The following is an 18883-nucleotide window of genomic DNA, read 5'->3' as shown; positions in this document are numbered from 1 at the left end:
CCATTCTAGCCCAGGGGCCCACCGCACGCCAACGACGTCGTCACGGTCGCTGGCATCGCATCGCAAAACCATTCGCAGTCGGCGTGACGGTAATGTCGCCGTGTTCGATGGTACACGCGAACACACCACCCGCTTCCTTAACGGCATCGATGCAGGCATCGGACGGATGGCCGTATCGATTCCCCTCACCGGCGCTTGCGAGGGAAAGCTCGGGCTTCAGGACGCCCAGCAACTCGCCATCGACTGAAACCTTGGAGCCGTGATGCCCAAGTTTAAGGACATCGATATCCCCCACCTCCTGCACGAATTCCCGTTCTTGGTCGAGCTCGGCATCACCGGTGAGGAGCATGCGCAGGCCCTTGCCTTCCTGAACATAAGAGAGCAGCAGGACGAGCGAGTCCTCATTTCCCTCGCCATCCACGGACTCGAATGGCCACATCACGCGGGCGCAAAATGAGCCGATGTCGACCATATCCCCACGGCGCACCTGCCGATACTCCACGCCAGGTCGGTTCAATACCTCGGCAGGAGCATCCTCCAGCGCATCCGCCGCCACGGCAATCGTTCCGACCGAAAACTGTTCGAGCACGGCAGGCAAACCACCCCAGTGGTCCTCATCCCAATGCGTCACAAAGACGGCATCGATATGGTGCACGTTATTGCGAACCAACGCCGCCACCACGCGCTCGTCGAGCCCGCAGTCGACGAGAGCTACTGCGCCGCCTTGGCGGATAAGAATCGCATCGGCCTGGCCCACATCGAGCACCGTCACCGAAGGCGGAGCGAATCGATCCCAATAGACGTACGGAATCGCAGCCAAGAGCATCAGGCATGCAAACCCCGCCGCCATAGGACGTGCACGGGGACGCGGCCACCAGACCAGCAGAACCGCCAGAAAACACGGCAATAGGTAAATCCACATGCTATCGGGCGGCACGCTCACGGATGCACCCGGCATGGCGGCAAACAGCTGCTCGAAGAACAGCGCGCAACGGGCGGAAATCATGGGCACAACGAGCGCCCAAGTCCGCAACGGTCCAACAAGCGAAAAGGGAGCCAGAACGATCGACACAGCGAGCAGTACGCTCACCACCGGACCGATGACCGCATTTGCCAACGGAGCAATGAGCGAGAATGTACCGAAGGCAGGAATGGTGATGGGAAGTGTCGCCAGTTGCGAGCATAGCGTGACGGAAAGCATGCTGGCAAAGCCCGATGGCACGCCCAGCTCACCCAAAGCGTAGGTCGCATAGGGGCAAAAGCACAGAATGGCTAAGACGCTGGCACATGATAGCTGAAAGCCCATCTCGAACAGCACCGTCGGCCGTAGTAGCACAAAGATGGACATGGTTGCGAAGAGCGCCGAAAGGCCGTGCCGGCGACGCCCCGCGCCGTTTACGACAAGCGTCGCGAACACCATGCAGCACGCGCGCACGGCCGAGGGAGACGCGCCCGTAAATGCAGCGTAGCCCACAAGCGCTATCGCCAATATCGCCCGCTGAAGACCACGTGAGCACCGAGTCTTTTGCAATACGCCCTCGATTACAAACCCCACGATAGCCAAATGGCTGCCCGAGACGGCGATAAGATGTGCCGTTCCCGTCACAGAAAACCAGTCGCCCGCCGGCTGGGCGCGCAGCTCGGCCGAACGACCGCAGACGACTCCAGCTATGAGCGCACGCGCCGGGTCGGTCGCAGGCGCGATGGACGCAAGCAGCCCATTTCGCAGCCGAAGCAGCGGCCCCGGAGAACCCTCATCGACCGACACAATCCGAACGGCTTTAACCTTACGCACCTCGCCTCGGAGCACGCGCGATCGTCCATATGCATCGTTCTCAAAACGCGAAACGCGACCGATAACACGCACGTGCGCCCCGACCTTGAGCTCACGATCACACGATAGGCGAACCGTTGCCAAGTTCTTACCGTCCGCGCGTGCCTCGCAGGTATAGGAATACACGTCGTCGTTTATGGATGGATCACCCTGCACGACAAACTCGAGGCCGCTTGCCGCTCGACCGTCGAGCGCCTTCGAGGCGCTGAGCACACCCACAGCCCACCACGCCGAGACGACCGCTCCCGCCACGAGACCGGCGGACGCGGCATACAGCCACCGCTTCAAAGGGGCAAGCCGCGCACAAGAGTGAGCCAGCACAACGAAAACCGCTGCCGCAACGGGAATGGCCCATAGCGGCCCGACCGCCGTCGCCCGCTCCCTCAGCAGCGCATCAGCGGCTATGCTGAGCACCAAGGCGCAGCTCACGCACATGCCGGCACACAGGGCCATCGTCCACGGAATCAGGGGTCGCGGAGGCATCACGTGCTCGCGCTCGGTCGCGCTCATACGCAGATGCAATCTTTGATTTTGGCAAGCTTCTTCTCGCCGATTCCCGACACACGCATCAGATCGTCAACCGAGGCGAAAGCACCGTTCTTTGTCCGCTCATCGATAATCGACTGGGCCATGGAGGGGCCGATGCCCGAAAGCGTCTGCAGCTCTTCTGCGCTTGCCGTATTGATGTTTACTAGGCCTGTTGCGCCACTAACGCCCGACGATGCGGAAGTCCCACCATCAACACCGGCTTCCGCAATGGACGCCTGCTGCTCCCCTACCGTTGGAACGTGAATTTTTTGTCCATCAGTGACCTTGGATGCACGATTAAGCCCCGTAACGTCTGCTTCGGGCGCCAGTCCGCCGGCGGCATCAATCGCCTGAGCCACCCGCGCCCCGTCTTTGAGGCGATATACACCGGGTGACACCACGGCGCCATCAACATCGACATAGACCTCTGCCGCGGCAGACGCCTTAGGCGAAGAGCCTTCGGATGTCTTTCCGCTCGAAGCATCGCCGGATCCCGGCTCCACTAACGTGCCCGAACCATCAGTGCGCTCAAACGACACACCGCCGGCACCGCCGCCAAGGTTCGCCATCGCCAGCCCACTCGCCATCGCAATGACGACCAGTATCGCCATCACCACTGCCTTATGACCGAGCAGTTTGCCCGCCCAGCGGTCCATCTTTTTGACTCGTTCGTGTTGTTCGCGCTGCGCCATAGCAAAACCTCCCAACACCATCGTGTCGGGAAAGGAGTTCCACAACAGCCACGCCCCAAAACCGGTTTTTGCGGTCAAACCAAAAACCGACCAAAACCTTGCACAAATCTGTCCATTTATTCAGGCACGCGTCAGCAAATGAACGCTTAGCCGCAAAATGCCCAGATAGCAAAAGACCGACGATGCAGGCGCATCGTCGGTCTATGCACAAATTTACTCGTAATCTTGGTAAATCTCACGCGGAGCAAGCTCCGAATGTTTGCGTTTTAAGGTCTTAGGGGCCTTATACGTGTCGCTCTCGAAGTCGATGTACTCGGTCTGCTTGAGCAGGCGCTCGATCATCTCCTCATGATCGAACAACTCCCAGGCCTCATGCACGGCATCGAGTTTAGCGTGCGTCTCGGGTCGGCGCGGCATAAACAGCGTGCAGCAGTCGGGAGCGGCCTCAGTCGAGATATCGAACGTACCGATCTCCTCAGCACGCGCGATGATCTCCTGCTTGTCCGAACCGATGAGAGGACGGAACACGGGGATCTTCACGGCCTCGTTGACGGCCATGATGTTCTCAAGCGTTTGGGAGGCAACCTGCCCAAGCGATTCGCCCGTAACGATGGCCTTGGCGCCCTCGATGTGCGCAATGCGCTCGGCAACCGAATACATAATGCGACGATACATGATCACACGCAGGTTGCTGGGGCAGGTGACCGAAATCTCACGCTGGCAGTCGCCAAACGGCACCACGTACAGGCGGCCGATCTGGACACCCGGCTCAAGCGCACGGATGATGTCCTGCACCAAATACTCGCTCGTATCAGGCGTCTGCGGACGACCGGAGAAATGCACCGGCACGCACACCGCGCCGCGACGCGCGAGCATCCAGGTCGCCACCGGAGAATCGATACCCGACGACAGCAGCGTCACGACCTTGCCGGCAGAACCCACCGGCAGACCGCCCACGCCGCGCTCGGAGCGCGCGTACACATAAACGCTACCCTGGACCACCAGTACGTGCACCATCGCATCGGGGTCGTGCATTTGAACCTTTTTATCGGGGAAGGCCTCACACAGTACCTCGCCCACCTGACGATTAATATCGATCGAGGTGAGCTCATAGTCGGTATTGGAGCGCTTGGCGTGCACCTTAAACGAATCGAAGGAACCAAACTCGCGCAGTGCCTTCACGGCGGCGGCGCAGTACTCCTGCGGGTCGCGGTTGGTGTGATACGCCATAGACACACGGGCAACACCGGGGACGGTGCGAATGACACGCGCCGCCTCGTCGGCCTGATGCTCGTTAAAGGTCACGAGGATATAACCGGAAATTCGAGACACGGCGTTCACGGAAAAGGCGGCCAAGGCCGCCTTGATGTTATCCATGAGGATATGCTCAAAATGTGCGCGGTTCTTGCCCTTCAGTCCAACCTCGTGATAGTGGACCAGGCAGACGCGAGCCGCCATTTAGGCTTCAGCAACCTTGTGGCCAAGCGCCTTCTCGTAACGGGCCTCGTCGTAAGAGATGTCACCGTCGACAATCTCGTCCATAGCCATCGAGATGGTATCGGCACCGGAAAGCCCGATGGTGATGTCATCGACATCCTGGACGGCAAGCACGCGGTTGTGCTGGCCACGCAGCATGCTATTGATGTCGCAGGCGCGCTTGGAGGCAAGCGAAGCGAGCAGGAAGCGGTTGTGATCGGTCTTCTCCAGAAGATCGTCAATGCAAGGCTTTACAACGGACACGGACCTCAGATCCTTTCATGCATATCGAGAACGCGAACGAGCTCATCGGTCGCGCGGTCGAGATCGTCATTCACCACGACGTCGTCGTAGCGGTCGGCAAGGGCAAGCTCATCGGCGGCGTTTGCCATACGCAGCTCAATCGTCTCGGGCGTCTCGGTACCGCGACCGACCAGACGCTCGCGGAGTACCTCAAGCGAAGGCGGCTTGATAAAGATCAGCACGGCCTCGGGGAAACGCTCCTTCACCTGCAGGGCGCCCTGGACATCGATCTCCAAAATCAGAGACGAGCCCGAGGCGAGCTTGGATGTGACCTCGCTCACCAACGTGCCGTAGCAGTTACCGTGGACCTCGGCCCACTCAACAAACTCACCGTTTGCCACGCGGCGGTCGAACTCCTCGCGCGTCAGAAAAAAGTAGTTGACGCCGTCGACCTCACCTTTGCGTGGTGCTCGCGTGGTAGCCGAAACCGTCAGACCCAGGTTCGAGCGGCGCTCGCGCACACGAGTGACGAGCGTACCCTTGCCTGCGCCTGACGGTCCAGAAATCACAAAGAGCTTGGAATCCTGAGCGCTCACTTATTTGGTCAGCTGCTCGAGGAGCTGCTCGCGCTGACGGACGCCGAGGCCCTGGACGCGACGAGTAGCGGAGATACCGAGCTCCTCCATGATCTTGGCGGCCTTGGCCTTGCCATAACCGGGGAGAGACTCGATGAGGGTGGAAACCTTCATGCGGGAAGCGATGGGGTCATCGGAGTTGAGCACGGACTCGAGGGACTTCTCGCCCTTCTTGATCTGCTCGCGAAGCTCAGCGCGGGCGTGACGTGCGGCGGCAGCCTTCTCAAGAGCCTGCTTGCGCTGCTCGTCGGTAAGCTGAGGGAGTGCCATTCGTACCTCCAAATAGTTGGGTTATATCTGATTCAATAATTGGCATTTTAGCACGTAGAACGTACAAAATGCCTAATCGCGGCTCCATAGGTTAGACGATACCCGCAAAAAGTGCAATATACTGCGCCCAAAGTTAAGCCCCTGACCTGCGATTCCACACAAAGGATGGGAAAGTTTACGCAGGCACAGGGGCTATTTTGTGCTAATGAGACCCAAAAGTGGTGACTTAGGGGAATCTTTTACGCGACGTTTTCGACCAGCTCGGCGACGATGGCGTCAAAGGCGGCAACCGGATCGTCGGCACCGGTGATGGGACGGCCCACCACAATGTGGCTTGCGCCACGCTCGATAGCCTGGGAAGGCGTCGCCACGCGGGACTGGTCACCAAGGGCGGCACCCACCGGACGCACACCCGGAGTCACGATCAGGGCATCAGGACCCAGCAGCTCACGCATGTCGTGAGCCTCCATCGGCGAGCACACGATGCCATCGATGCCGTTGGCCTGAGCGAGCTTTGCCAAGCGGGCGGCCTCCTCGGCCACGGGGGACTCGACGCCAATCTCGCTCAAGGCATCCTGATTCATGCTCGTGAGCACGGTGATGGCAACGAGCTTGGCGCGGTCCTCGCGCGCCTCCTCGGCACCCTCGCGGCAGGCAGCGAGCATAGCGCCCGAGCCCAGGCCGTGGACCGAAAGCAGGTCGGCACCGGCAAGCGAGGCCGAGCGGGCAGCGCCGCGCACCTGATGCGGAATGTCATGGAACTTAAGGTCGAGGAAGACCTTAAAGCCAAGGTCCTTAAAGGTCTTGACGATCTGGGGACCCTCAGCGTAATAGAGCGTCATGCCGACCTTGAGCCAGGCGGCATGGCCCGAAAGCTCGTGGGCGAGCTCGAGCGCGCGCTCACGGTCGCAGTCGAGGGCGACGATAACACGGTCGCGGGCATCATTCTCTAGCATTCGAAAGCACCCACCAGCTCGTTGATGTCCTTTACGCCCTGGGACTCGGCCCAGGCCTCGAGCTCATGCGCGATCTTAAGCGAAGCGCACGGATCGACGAAGTTGGCCATGCCGACCGACACGCAGGTGGCGCCGGCCAGGATAAACTCAGCCGCATCCTCGCCAGTCATGACACCGCCGACACCGTTGATGGGGATATCGACGGCCTGGGCAACCTCCCAGACCATGCGCACGGCGATGTGGTGGCACAGCGGGCCCGAAAGGCCGCCCTTGGGCTTGGCCACGCGGGACTTGCGAGTATGGACGTCGATGGCCATGCCCTGGATGGAGTTGATGACCGAAAGGCCGTCGGCGCCGGCAGCCTCGAGGGCCTTGGCGATCTCGGCGACGTTGACCGGCGCCATCTTCACGAACAGCGGCTTATCGGTCACCTTGCGGCAAGCAGCCATAACGGAAGAGGCGCCCTCGGGCGTGGAGCCCATGGCGGCACCGCCGGCGGCGATATTAGGGCAGCTCACGTTGATCTCGTAGCCGGCAGCCCAGGGGCACAGCTCGACATACATCTCGAGTGCGCGGACAAACTCGTCAACGGAGTGACCGGCAACCTGACAGATGACCTGGCAGCCGTCCTTGGACAGCTGTTCGAGCCACGGACCGGACTCGCGGGCAAAGGCGGCCACGCCGGGGTTCTGAAGACCCACGGAGTTGATCATACCGCCGGGAATCTCGGCCATGCGGGGCGCGGGATTGCCGGGCCAGGGCTCGGCAGCGCAACCCTTGGTGGTGATGGCGCCCAGCTGGGAAACATCAAAGAAGTTCTGGAACTGCCAACCGTAGCCAAAGGTACCGGCTGCGGTGTTAATGGGGTTCTGCATCTTGACGCCGCCGAAATCGACGGCCATGTTCACGGTACCCACTAGAAGACCACCACCTTGGAAGCATCGAACACGGGGCCGCACATACAAGCACCCTTCATACCGTCGACCGTCTCGACATTGCAGGTGTTGCAGGCGCCAAAGCCACAGCTCATCATGCGTTCGAGCGACACCTCGCAGTACACACCGGCCTCGGCGGCAGCGGCGGCGACCTTCTTCATCATGACGGCGGGGCCGCAGCTGGCGACGTAGTCGTAGCCGCCCTCTCCAAGCAGCTCGGCTGCCGGATCGGTGCAAAAACCGTGCGTGCCGAGCGAACCGTCGTCGGTGCACACGTTAACCGTGGCGCCCAGCGCACGGAACTCATCGACACCCACGGCCTTGGAAGCGGTGCCAAAGCCCAGGCACACGTCCATATCAACACCCTGCTCGGCAAGCATGCCGGCAAGACACAGCACAGGCGGAACGCCGATGCCACCGGCGACGAGCAGTGCCTTCCTGGTGCCCTCGGGTACCATCCAGCCACGGCCACCGGGGCCCAACAGGTTAGAGGTGGAGCCAGGGCCCATCTGGGACAAACGGCGGGTATCGTCGCCCACGACGGCGTACCACAGCTCGACGGTGCCGGCCTCGGCGTCGGCGCGGTAGAAACTCAAGGGCACACGAAGCAGAGAAGACGCATCGCCGGGGACGGCGATGTTCACAAACTGACCGGGCTTGAGCGCACTTGCAAGCTTGGGGGCCGAGATAACGAGCGAGAAGATGCCGTCGGCGATCTCCCGGTTCGAGACGACCTCGAAGTCGTGCATGCGTGCAGTGGAAGGTGTGGGCATAGACGCTCCAATCCCCCATGCGGTTGCATGGTCTAAACGAACAGAAAGCGCGGCACCGCAAGGGCGCCGCGCACAAAAGCGATAAGGCTATGCTAGCAGATGCAGCCGTCGGCAAGCGTCTGTTTACCGCCGACAAATACATCGGTGGCACGACCGGTGAGCGTGCGGCCGGCAAAACCGGAGTTCTCGGCGCGCGACTCGTAACCGTCCTCGCCAACCGTCCAGGTTGCGGAGGGGTCGAACACGGTCAGGTCGGCGACAGAGCCCGCCTTGACCTGAACCTGATCGAGGCCCAGAATCTCACGCGGCTTGATGGCCATGAGCTCGACCATGCGGCTCACGCTCATCTTGCCCGTGTTGACCAGCTCAGTGAGCACGAGCGACAGCGAAGTCTCGAGGCCAATCATTCCAAAGGGCGCGAGCTCGAACTCGCGGGCCTTCTCCCACGGGGTGTGGGGAGCGTGGTCGGTAACGATAGCGTCGACGGTACCGTCGATGACACCCTGACGGATGGCCTCGGCATCCTCGTCAGTGCGCAGCGGCGGATTGACCTTGAGCGAGGTGTTGTAGGTCTCGTCCAGGTCGTTCTCGGTCAGGAACATGTGGTGCGGGGTGGCCTCGCAGGTCACCTGGACACCGGCAGCCTTACCGGCACGCACGAGCTCCAGGCCATGAGCGGTGGAGATGTGCTGGATGTGCAGCTTGGCACCAGTCAGCTTGGCGATCTCGATGTCGCGGGCGATCTGGAGCTCCTCGCCGGCGGCCGGCCAACCCTCGAGGGCCAGACGGGTCGAGACCTTGCCCTCGTTGATCTGGCCGTGGCCGACCAGATCCTCGTCCTGGCAGTGGCTCATAAAGACCTTGCCGAACATCTTGCCGTAGTCCATGCAGCGACGGAGCATGCCCGCGCCCTGCACGCCGCGACCATCGTCGGTGAAGGCGACGGCGCCGTGGGCGACCATATCGCCCATCTCGGACATGGCCTCGCCCTTAAGACCGCGGGTCATGGCGCCCGACGGATAGACGCGGCAGTGGCCGACCTCGGCAGCGCGGGACTTGACGAACTCCACGACGGTGCCGTTATCGGTGACGGGATCGGTGTTGGGCATGGCGCACACGCCGGTGAAGCCGCCCTTGGCAGCAGCGCGGGTGCCGCTCTCGATGTCCTCTTTGACCTCGTAGCCAGGCTCGCGCAAATGCACGTGCATATCCACCAGGCCGGGGACGAGATACTTGCCGGAAAGGTCGCGGACCTCGGCTCCCTCGGCGGCGAGGTTCTCGCCGACCTCGGCGATCTTGTCACCGTCGATCAGGACGTCGACGACACCGTCAAGCTCGACGGACGGATCGACGACGTGGGCATTCTTAAGAAGCAAGGCCATTATCGGCACCTCCAAGCAGCAGATACAGGATAGCCATACGCACGCAGATACCGGCGTAGACCTGCTCCAGGATGACGGAGCGTTGCGGGTGGTCGGCCATATAGGAGTCGAACTCAACGCCGCGGTTGATGGGGCCCGGGTGGCAGATAATCGCATCGGGCTTCATGAGCTTCTCGCGGTCCTTGGTCAGACCGAAGAGCTTGTGGTACTCACGAATCGTGGGGAACGGTGCGCCCTCGAGGCGCTCCTGCTGCACGCGCAACATGTAGACGACGTCCAGCTCGGGCAGGACGGAATCGAGGTCGCTCGTCACGTGGTCGCAACCCAGAACCTCGGGCGCCGGCGGCAGCAGCGTGCCGGGGGCGACAGCGTAGGTCTCGCAGCCCATGATCTTAAGGGCGGGGATCAGCGAGCCGCACACGCGGGAGTGCGCGATATCGCCGACGACGGCGACCTTCAGACCGTGGAAGTCACCCTTGTGCTCCCAGATGGTGTACAGGTCGAGCAGGGCCTGCGTGGGGTGGTTGTGCTTGCCGTCGCCGGCGCAGATGACGCTCGCGGGCGAGTTCTGCGTGACGATGTAGGGAGCACCGGCGTGCTTATCGCGAACGACGATGCAATCAATCTTGTAGGCGTTGAGGGTCTCGACGGTGTCGACGAGGCTCTCGCCCTTGACCGTGGAGGTCGAGGAGCCGCCAAAGTTGAGGCTGTCGGCCGAAAGGCGCTTCTCGGCGAGCTCGAAGGAGCTGCGGGTGCGCGTCGAGGGCTCGTTGAACATGTTGACGATGGTCTTGCCCTTGAGCGTGGGGACCTTCTTGATCGCACGCTCGTTGACCTCAGAGAACGCCTTGGCGGTCTCGAGGATGAGCTTGATGTCCTCTTCGGAGTACTCGGTAATGTCGATCAGGTGCTTATGGTTGAACGCCACGGTACTACTCACCTCCCAGCGGCGCGGAGCCCACGTGGGAACCCGGCGCGACGTCGTTAATCTCGACGGCGGTGTGGCCGTCGACTTCCTTCATATATAGGTGCACATTCTCCTCATGCGACGAGGGAACGTTCTTGCCGACAAAGTCCGGCGAGATGGGGAGCTCACGGTGACCGCGGTCAACGAGAACTGCCAGCTCGATGCGGCTCGGACGGCCCAGGTCCATGACGGCATCCAGAGCGGCGCGGATAGTACGGCCCGTATACAGGATGTCGTCCACCAGCACGACGCGCTTGCCGTCGACGCTGAAGGGAATGTTGGTAGCGTGGATCGCGGGAGCGAAATTGGTCGCATAGTCATCGCGGTAGAAGCTGATGTCCAGGCTGCCGAGCGGAACGTCGACGCCCTCGATCTCCTTGATCTCCTCGGCGAGCTTCTTTGCCAGAAGGTCGCCGCGCGTGACGATGCCGACCAGAGCGAGGTCTTCACAGCCCTCGTTGCGCTCGAGAATCTCGTGCGCGATGCGGGTCATCGCTCGATTAACGGCGGTCTCGTCCATGATGACCGCCTTGGGGGAAGTCGTGCCCATCGATCTCCTTCCTCACATGTCTTGACTGCTGACACAGTCAAAAAAATAGATGCCCGACCGCTTAAAGCGGACCAGACACCCACAGGAAGGGCTGCTCTTTGGCAGCTATGTAATTCCATGTGGGTATCTCGTACCCCTTTAATGGTCAAGGGATAGTGTAGCCAACCTCGAGCTTAATTGCGAGCATAAATACAGGGCAATCCGTAAACGGGCGCAGGTGCTCCATAAACCTATATATATTTGTGGGACGAGCTTGAAAACGCACGCACGAGCTGGCATAATCCCCTCTGCTGCACGCAAATCGGATCTACGTCCAGGGCCGTGGCGTGAGCACTATCGCCAAAAGAGGAATATCTCTGTGTAGATTACGCACAGGGAGCTGCTTCTGTGCTATAGTTCAGGCTTGTTTGTTAACGCGACATGTTCGTTTGTCGCCCAAGGAGGGTCAGTTATGTCCAAAGTTTGCGAAGTTTGCGGTAAGCACCCCGTTGCCGGTCGCTCCATCAGCCACTCTCACCGCGTCACCAACCGTAAGTTCCGCCCCAACATCCAGCGCGTCTACGTCGTCGTCGATGGTCACCGTCGCAAGATGAACGTTTGCTCCACCTGCCTCAAGTCTGGCAAGGTTGCGCGCTCCTAAATAAGGTCTTACCAACAAGTACCTCGGACTCTCCGGGTCAAAGACCTCGCGTTCACATAGAACTTACCAAAGGCGCCCTCCCCTAAGGAGGGCGCCTTTTGCACTCATTGGGGACAGACTTACATGAGTGTTTGCAGATGTCAAAGGAATCATAGCCTAGCTGATATGCCTTAAAGCTTGACCAACGGTACGTCTCGAGTGAGTCGATTGCACTTTTCACAGGATTGAGATGGATATAATCGAGAAGCTGCACCGCCTGCGTGTCCGACTCAACAGCGACCCGCGAATAGCGATTATCAAACAGATGCCCCGTTCTCCCCGTTTTCCCATTGAAATACTTATATTAGTCTGTCCCTAATGAGCGGGGCGCTGCACTGGCAGATAGTTTTAGTTAAAACGCTTCAATTTATTGAAGCGTTTTAGTATGCCTTTTACGGGAATCTTGCCGTTCGCCGAATAATTTCTTGCTATCATGAAAGTCGTAGGGTAAATCTCCGATCGCAAGGAGACACAAATGGTGAAAAAGTCACCGGAAAACACTACTCCCGCAATTGTGGACAACGTAGAGGCGCTTGAGGCTAAGCTCGCTCAGATGCGAGAGGCCCAGGCGCTTTTTGCTACGTACACGCAGGAGCAGGTCGACAAGATCTTCTATGAGGCCGCCATGGCCGCCAACAAGGCTCGTATCCCGTTGGCGAAGATGGCCATCGAGGAGACCGGCCGCGGCGTTCTTGAGGACAAGGTCATCAAGAACCACTACGCCGCAGAGTACATCTACAACGCTTACAAGAACACCAAGACCTGTGGCGTTCTGGAGCGCGACGAGGCTTACGGCATCACCAAGATCGCCGAGCCCATCGGCATCGTGGGCGCCGTCATCCCGACGACCAACCCCACCTCCACCGCGATCTTCAAGACGCTGATCAGCCTGAAGACCCGCAACGGCATCATCATCTCCCCGCACCCGGCAGCCGCCAAGTGCACCATCGCCGCCGCCAAGCTCGTGCTTGACGCCGCCGTCAAGGCCGGCGCCCCCGAGGGCATCATCGGCTGGGTCGATGTCCCCTCCATCGAGCTGACCAACATGGTCATGCGCGACGTCGACATCATCCTCGCCACCGGTGGCCCGGGCATGGTCAAGGCCGCCTACTCCTCGGGCAAGCCCGCCCTGGGCGTTGGCGCCGGTAACACCCCGGTCATCATCGACGACACCGCCGACGTGCTGCTCGCCGTCAACTCCATCATCCACTCCAAGACCTTCGACAACGGCATGATCTGCGCTTCCGAGCAGTCCGTGACCGTCATCGACACCATCTATGACCAGGTCAAAGCCGAGTTCCAGAAGCGCGGCTGCTACTTCGTCAAGCAGGGTGCCGAGATGGAGGCCCTGCGTGCCGCCATGTTCAAGAACGGCGCTCTCGATCACCGCATTCCCGGCATGGCTGCCGCCAAGATCGCCGAGCTCGCCGGCATCGAGGTTCCTGCCAAGACCAAGATCCTGATCGCCGAGGTCACCTCCACCGACCCCGCCAAGGAGGAGTTCTCCCACGAGAAGCTCTCCCCGGTCCTGGCCATGTATCACGCCAAGGACTTCCAGGAGGCCGTCGACAAGGCCGAGCACCTGGTGCTCGCCGGTGGCCCGGGCCACACCGCCTCTCTGTACGTGCACCCCGCCCAGGCCGAGAAGATCAGCCTGTTCGAGCACGTCATGAAGGCCTGCCGTATCGTCATCAACACCCCGTCCTCGCACGGCGGCATCGGTGATCTGTACAACTTTGGCATGAAGCCGTCTCTGACCCTGGGCTGCGGCTCCTGGGGCGGCAACTCCGTCTCCGAGAACGTTGGGGTGAAGCACTTGATCAACGTTAAGACTGTGGCCGAGCGCCGTGAGAACATGCTGTGGTTCCGCGCTCCCGAGAAGGTCTACTTCAAGAAGGGTTCCACGCCCGTCGCTCTCGACGAGCTCGGTACCGTCATGGGCAAGAAGCGCGCCTTCATCGTCACCGACCAGTTCCTCTTCAAGAATGGCAACACCCGCGCCATCGAGGCCAAGCTCGACGAGATGGGCATCGCCCACGACTGCTTCTACGACGTCGAGCCCGATCCGTCGCTGCAGTGCGCACGTCGCGGCGCCAAGCAGATGGCTCTCTTTGAGCCGGACGTCATCATCGCCGTCGGCGGTGGCTCCGCTATGGACGCCGGCAAGATCATGTGGATGATGTACGAGCACCCCGAGTGCAAGTTTGAGGACATGGCCATGGACTTCATGGACATCCGCAAGCGTATCTTCACTTTCCCCGAGATGGGCAAGAAGGCCTACTTCGTCGCCGTCCCGACCTCTTCGGGTACCGGCTCCGAGTGCACGCCGTTCGCCATCATCACCGACAAGGAGACCGGCATCAAGTGGCCGCTCGCCGACTACGCGCTGCTCCCCAACATGGCTATCGTTGACGCCGACAACTGCATGACCGCCCCGCGCGGCCTGACCGCTGCCTCCGGCATCGACGTCATGACCCACGCCATCGAGTCCTACGTCTCCATCATGGCTTCCGATTACACCAAGGGCCTCTCCGAGCGCGCTGCTAAGCTCGTCTTCGAGAACCTGCCCTCCAGCTTCACGAACGGCGCCAAGGACCCGCATGCCCGCGAGGAGATGCACAACGCCTCTTGCATGGCCGGTATGGCCTTCGCCAACGCCTTCCTGGGCCTCAACCACTCCATGGCTCACAAGCTCGGCGCCTTCCATCACCTGCCTCACGGCCTCGCCAACGCCGTCATCCTGACCCGCGTTATGCGCTACAACGCCGCCGAGGCTCCCGTCAAGATGGGTACCTTCTCCCAGTATCCTTACCCCAACGCGCTGCACAACTACGCCGAGATGGCCAAGTACTGCGGCATCGAGGGCAAGGACGACAAGGAGGTCTTCGAGAACTTCATCACGAAGCTCGAGGAGCTCAAGGACTTCATCGGCGTCAAGAAGACCATCGCCGACTACGGTGTTGACGAGCAGTACTTCCTCGACACCCTCGACGAGATGACCGAGCAGGCATTCAACGACCAGTGCACCGGCGCAAACCCGCGCTACCCGCTCATGAGCGAGATCAAGGAGCTCTACCTGGACGCCTACTACGGCCGCGAGCCTCAGGACTACGCCGTCTGCTAGTTTTAGCACGGTTTTTAACGGCGGGGGTGCACGGTTGTTTCACACACCCCCGCCGTCGCTTCTATCGCATCGTTGAAAGGATGCAACCATGCTGCTACCCGATTCCAAGACCGAGCTCGTCCGCCGTGGCAACAAGGTCGTTTACGACCTGGGCGACAAGATCGTCAAGGTCTTTAACGAGACCAAGCCTGTCTCCGACGTGTTCAACGAGGCTTTGAATCTTGCCCGCATCAATGAGTGCGGCATCCGCAGCCCCAAGGCTCTCGAGGTTTCCCAGCTCGAGAACGCCAACGGCTGGGCGCTCGTGACCGAGAAGGTTCCGGGCACCACCCTTGCCGAGAAGATGACTGCTGAGCCCCAGCGCTTTGGTGAGTATCTCGAGATGTTCGTCGACCTCCAGATCGAGATCCACGGCTATACCTCCCCGCTGCTCAACCGTCAGCGCGACAAGTTCGCCCGCATGATCGACAGCCTTGATCAGCTCAATGCCACCACGCGCTACAACCTTCAGGAGCGTCTGGACGGCATGACCAAGGAGTTCAAGGTCTGCCACGGCGACTTCAACCCCTCCAACGTCATCGTCGGCGACGACGGCCAGCTCTATGTGTGCGACTGGGCACACGCCACCCAGGGCTCCCCTGCTGCCGACGTTGCCACCACCTACCTGCTCTTCGCCCTCAACAGCAAGGACCAGGCTGAGGCCTACTTGGAGCTCTACTGCGACCGCGCCGACATGCCCATGCAGGTCGTGCGTCAGTGGACGAGCATCGTCGCCGCTTCCGAGCTCGCTCGTAAGCGCAACGTGAACGATGAGTTCCTGAAGAACTGGATCGACGTCGTCGATTATCAGTAATATCTGAGCGATTTATTTCGCATCGGAGGCACAAGAAAACCCCGCAGCTCATATGGGCTGTGGGGTTTTCCTTTACCCATCGAGTTTATTCACGCAACAAAATAGACTGCTCCGCATCTCATCCTAAGAGAGATACGGAGCAGCCCCGCAATTACATCTAATAGCAGAAACGTCGATTAACGGCGGGCCGCCTTAACAAGCTCGGCAACCTTGGCGACGACCTCGTCAATCGCCACGTCCTCGCGCTCGCCCGTGGCACGGTCCTTGAGCTCAACGGTGCCATTCTTAAGGCCACGCTTGCCAAGCACCACCTGATACGGGAATCCCATAAGGTCGTTATCGGCAAACTTAAAGCCGGGACGCTCGTCACGGTCGTCGACGACGACCTCGATACCCTCGGCGCACAAGCCCTCGACGATTTGGTCGCAGACGGTTGCGCACTCCTCCTTCTTGGGATCGAGCGGAATCACAGCGACCTCGTACGGGGCAACGGAAACCGGCCAGACGATACCGTGCTCGTCGTTGTGCTGCTCCACGACGGCAGCAAGCGAGCGGGACACGCCCACGCCGTAGCAACCCATGATAAGCGGCTTCTCCTTGCCGTCCTCGTCCATAAAGGTGGCGCCCATGGCCTCGGAATACTTGGTACCCAGCTGGAAGACCTGCGAGACCTCGATGCCGCGAGCAGCAGAGAGCGGCTTGCCGCAGTGCGGGCAGGGATCGCCGGCAACGACGGTTACCAAGTCGGCCCACTCGTCGACGGTAAAGTCGCGCTCGGGGCAGGCACCGGTAAAGTGATAATCGACCTCGTTGGCACCGCAGGCCCACTGCTTGGACTCGCGCAGGCTCTCGTCGCACACCAGGCGAATGCCCTCGGGCAGGTTAACCGGTCCGATAAAGCCCTTATGCAGACCGTAGGTCTGGAGCTCCTCATCAGTCATCATACGATAGCCCTTGCCAAAGACATGCTCGGCCTTGCAATCGTTGAGCTCGTGGTCGCCCGGAACAATGGCCACGACGGGCTTGCCCTCGGCGTCGAGGAGTGCCAGAGACTTGCGCGTGCCGTTCTCGGGGAAGCCGAAGAACTTTGCAACGGCCTCGATGGTGCCCATGCCCGGAGTCTCGACCTTGGTAAGCGTACCGTCGCCAGGACCCTCGGTCACAACGACCTTGGTGCTTGCGGCCTCATCGTCGGCAGCGAAGCCGCAATCGTCGCAGTAGACGAGCGAAGCCTCGCCAGCGTCGGCCAAAGCCATGTACTCGACGGAGGTATCGCCACCGATCTCGCCGGAGTCGGCGACAACGGGCAGAGCCTTGATGTAGCAGCGCTCGCAAATGTTGGCATAGGCCTGCTTCATCTTGTCGTACTCCTCCTGCAGGCTCTCCTGCGTGGCGGAGAAGCTGTAGGCGTCCTTCATGATGAACTCGCGGCCGCGCATCAGGCCAAAGCGGGGACGGAACTCATCGCGGAACTTGTCCTGGATGTGATAGAGGTTCACTGGCAGCTGCTTGTAGGAACGCAACTCATTGCGCACCAGGGCAGTCACGGTCTCCTCGTGCGTGGGTCCGAGCACAAACTCGCGGCCGTGGCGGTCATCAAAGCGCACAAGCTCCTTGCCATAGGCATCGATACGGCCGGACTCACGCCACAGCTCGGCATCGACCATGATGGGCATCATAAGCTCCTGGGCGCCGGCAGCGTCCATCTCGTCGCGCACGATGTTCTCAATCTTGCGGATCGAGCGCCAAGCAAGCGGCAGATAGGAATACAGGCCGGCGGCCTCCTTGCGGATCATGCCGGCACGGAGCAACAGGCGGTGGCTGGCGAGCTCAGCGTCCGCCGGATCCTCTTTAAGCGTCGGCGCATAGAGCTTAGACATATACATTGCTCGAGTCATTTACTTCTCCTCAATAAGCTTGTCGACCTCGGCCATAAGCGCGTCGACAATTTGATCCTCAGCTACTTTACCAATGATCTGGCCATGCGAAAAGAGCAAGGCCTGACCACGTCCGCAAGCAACGCCCAGGTCGGCATCAGAAGCCTCACCGGGGCCATTAACGGCACATCCCATGACGGCAATCGAAAGCGGCGCGGCATAGTTCTTAAGCCGCTCGGTTACTTCCTCGGCGATGGGAATCAGGTTAACCTGGCAGCGGGCGCACGTGGGGCAAGAGACAATCTCGGGACCACGGCGACGCAGGCCCAGTGACTGCAAAATTCCCCAGGCGACCGGCGGCTCCTCAACCGGATCGGCCGTGAGCGACACACGCATGGTGTCACCGATGCCTTCGGAAAGCAAGATACCCAAGCCTACAGAGCTCTTGATGGTGCCCTGAAGCTTGGTCCCCGCCTCCGTCACGCCCAGGTGGAGCGGAACATGCGGTATCTCGCGCGACAGGGCGCGATAGGTATCAAGCGTCGTCTGTACGCTATGGGCCTTGGCGGATAGCACGATGTTGGTAAACCCACGGTCCTCAAAGTGCCGCACAAAGCGTTCGCTCGACATCACGAGCTTTTCGGGCTGCGTGAGGTCGTCGCGCTCGGCAATATCTTGCTCAAGCGAGCCCGCGTTCACGCCAATGCGAATCGCGCAGCCCGCGGCACCCGCGGCATCGATGACAGCGTCAACCTTGGCCCAATCGCCGATATTGCCGGGGTTGATGCGCAGCTTAGAGGCACCAGCCTCGACAGCGCCAATGGCAAGCTTATGGTTAAAATGGATATCGGCGACGATTGGCACCGGAGACTCGGCACAAATCGTGCGAAAGCCCTCGAGCGCAGCCTCGGTAGGCACGCTCACGCGCACGATATCGCAGCCAGCCTGCGCCAACGCGCACACTTGCGCAAGCGTTGCCTGGGCATCAGCAGTATCGGTGCAGGTCATAGACTGAACCACGACCGGAGCGCCACCACCGATCTGCACGCCGCCCACATGCACGGGGCGCGTCAACTCGCGAGGCAAAGGATGGGATAAAGACAATCCAA

At 60.7% G+C, this 18883-nt stretch carries 17 protein-coding genes; 3 read left to right on the top strand and 14 right to left on the bottom strand.

Annotated features, from left to right (window positions below; all coding sequences use genetic code 11):
- Positions 1-40: 40 nt before the first annotated feature.
- From DWW12_RS01955 to pyrR, 12 genes are all read right to left on the bottom strand, one after another.
- Entirely contained in the window at positions 41-2344 is a 2304-nt protein-coding gene (locus tag DWW12_RS01955) for a DNA internalization-related competence protein ComEC/Rec2 (protein WP_117854726.1), read from the bottom strand.
- A complete protein-coding gene (locus DWW12_RS01950) occupies positions 2341-3054 on the bottom strand; it encodes a ComEA family DNA-binding protein (protein WP_117564273.1) in 714 nt (237 codons plus the stop codon). The genes DWW12_RS01955 and DWW12_RS01950 overlap by 4 nt, the downstream gene beginning before the upstream one ends.
- A gap of 213 nt (positions 3055-3267) precedes the next feature.
- The gene (gene thiI / locus DWW12_RS01945; protein ID WP_117854724.1) at positions 3268-4512 is read right to left on the bottom strand and encodes a tRNA uracil 4-sulfurtransferase ThiI; all 1245 of its coding nucleotides are present in this window, start codon (positions 4510-4512) and stop codon (positions 3268-3270) included.
- Positions 4513-4794 carry a DNA-directed RNA polymerase subunit omega gene (locus DWW12_RS01940; protein WP_035138532.1) on the bottom strand — a complete coding sequence of 94 codons (282 nt, stop codon included), beginning with the start codon at positions 4792-4794 and terminating at the stop codon, positions 4513-4515. It lies immediately after the preceding gene.
- Positions 4795-4799: 5 nt separating this feature from the next.
- Complete coding sequence (gmk, locus tag DWW12_RS01935; RefSeq protein WP_099431806.1) at positions 4800-5369, bottom strand: guanylate kinase; 570 nt, start codon at positions 5367-5369, stop codon at positions 4800-4802.
- Entirely contained in the window at positions 5370-5678 is a 309-nt protein-coding gene (gene mihF / locus DWW12_RS01930; protein WP_006236130.1) for an integration host factor, actinobacterial type, read from the bottom strand.
- Between the two features lie 239 nt (positions 5679-5917).
- On the bottom strand, positions 5918-6634 hold the full coding sequence (gene pyrF, locus DWW12_RS01925) for an orotidine-5'-phosphate decarboxylase (protein ID WP_117564271.1): 717 nt from the start codon (positions 6632-6634) through the stop codon (positions 5918-5920).
- Positions 6628-7536 carry a dihydroorotate dehydrogenase gene (locus tag DWW12_RS01920; protein WP_006236128.1) on the bottom strand — a complete coding sequence of 303 codons (909 nt, stop codon included), beginning with the start codon at positions 7534-7536 and terminating at the stop codon, positions 6628-6630. The genes pyrF and DWW12_RS01920 overlap by 7 nt, the downstream gene beginning before the upstream one ends.
- 14 nt (positions 7537-7550) lie before the next feature.
- Positions 7551-8318, bottom strand: coding sequence for a dihydroorotate dehydrogenase electron transfer subunit (locus DWW12_RS01915; RefSeq protein ID WP_117854723.1), 768 nt, complete (start codon positions 8316-8318; stop codon positions 7551-7553).
- A gap of 116 nt (positions 8319-8434) precedes the next feature.
- Positions 8435-9724 carry a dihydroorotase gene (locus tag DWW12_RS01910; RefSeq protein ID WP_117564269.1) on the bottom strand — a complete coding sequence of 430 codons (1290 nt, stop codon included), beginning with the start codon at positions 9722-9724 and terminating at the stop codon, positions 8435-8437.
- Complete coding sequence (locus DWW12_RS01905) at positions 9708-10652, bottom strand: aspartate carbamoyltransferase catalytic subunit (RefSeq protein WP_035138537.1); 945 nt, start codon at positions 10650-10652, stop codon at positions 9708-9710. Before DWW12_RS01905 ends, DWW12_RS01910 begins: the two co-directional genes overlap by 17 nt.
- Before the next feature lie 4 nt (positions 10653-10656).
- Positions 10657-11241 carry a bifunctional pyr operon transcriptional regulator/uracil phosphoribosyltransferase PyrR gene (gene pyrR, locus DWW12_RS01900; protein WP_006236123.1) on the bottom strand — a complete coding sequence of 195 codons (585 nt, stop codon included), beginning with the start codon at positions 11239-11241 and terminating at the stop codon, positions 10657-10659.
- A gap of 451 nt (positions 11242-11692) precedes the next feature.
- On the opposite strand from pyrR, the gene rpmB reads away from it, so the two are divergent.
- The 3 genes from rpmB (at position 11693) to DWW12_RS01885 (ending at position 15897) form a co-directional block, all read left to right on the top strand.
- Entirely contained in the window at positions 11693-11881 is a 189-nt protein-coding gene (rpmB, locus tag DWW12_RS01895) for a 50S ribosomal protein L28 (RefSeq protein ID WP_022094725.1), read from the top strand.
- 514 nt (positions 11882-12395) lie between these two features.
- Entirely contained in the window at positions 12396-15044 is a 2649-nt protein-coding gene (adhE, locus tag DWW12_RS01890) for a bifunctional acetaldehyde-CoA/alcohol dehydrogenase (protein WP_117758530.1), read from the top strand.
- Between the two features lie 88 nt (positions 15045-15132).
- A complete protein-coding gene (locus DWW12_RS01885; RefSeq protein WP_006236119.1) occupies positions 15133-15897 on the top strand; it encodes an aminoglycoside phosphotransferase family protein in 765 nt (254 codons plus the stop codon).
- Between the two features lie 176 nt (positions 15898-16073).
- On the opposite strand, the gene DWW12_RS01880 is transcribed toward DWW12_RS01885, so the two are convergent.
- Together DWW12_RS01880 and ispG are read right to left on the bottom strand one after the other, a co-directional pair.
- Positions 16074-17795 (bottom strand): proline--tRNA ligase, encoded by a 1722-nt coding sequence (locus tag DWW12_RS01880; RefSeq protein WP_233544202.1) that lies wholly within the window; start codon positions 17793-17795, stop codon positions 16074-16076.
- Positions 17796-18878: a flavodoxin-dependent (E)-4-hydroxy-3-methylbut-2-enyl-diphosphate synthase gene (ispG, locus tag DWW12_RS01875; RefSeq protein ID WP_117773531.1), complete on the bottom strand. Its 1083-nt coding sequence runs from the start codon at positions 18876-18878 to the stop codon at positions 17796-17798. It lies immediately after the preceding gene.
- Positions 18879-18883: the final 5 nt, after the last annotated feature.

Source organism: Collinsella sp. AF14-35, assembly GCF_003464565.1.
Lineage (GTDB): Bacteria > Actinomycetota > Coriobacteriia > Coriobacteriales > Coriobacteriaceae > Collinsella.
The sequence above is the reverse complement of the archived record's forward strand: the minus strand, read 5'-3'. Positions and strand labels throughout refer to the sequence as shown.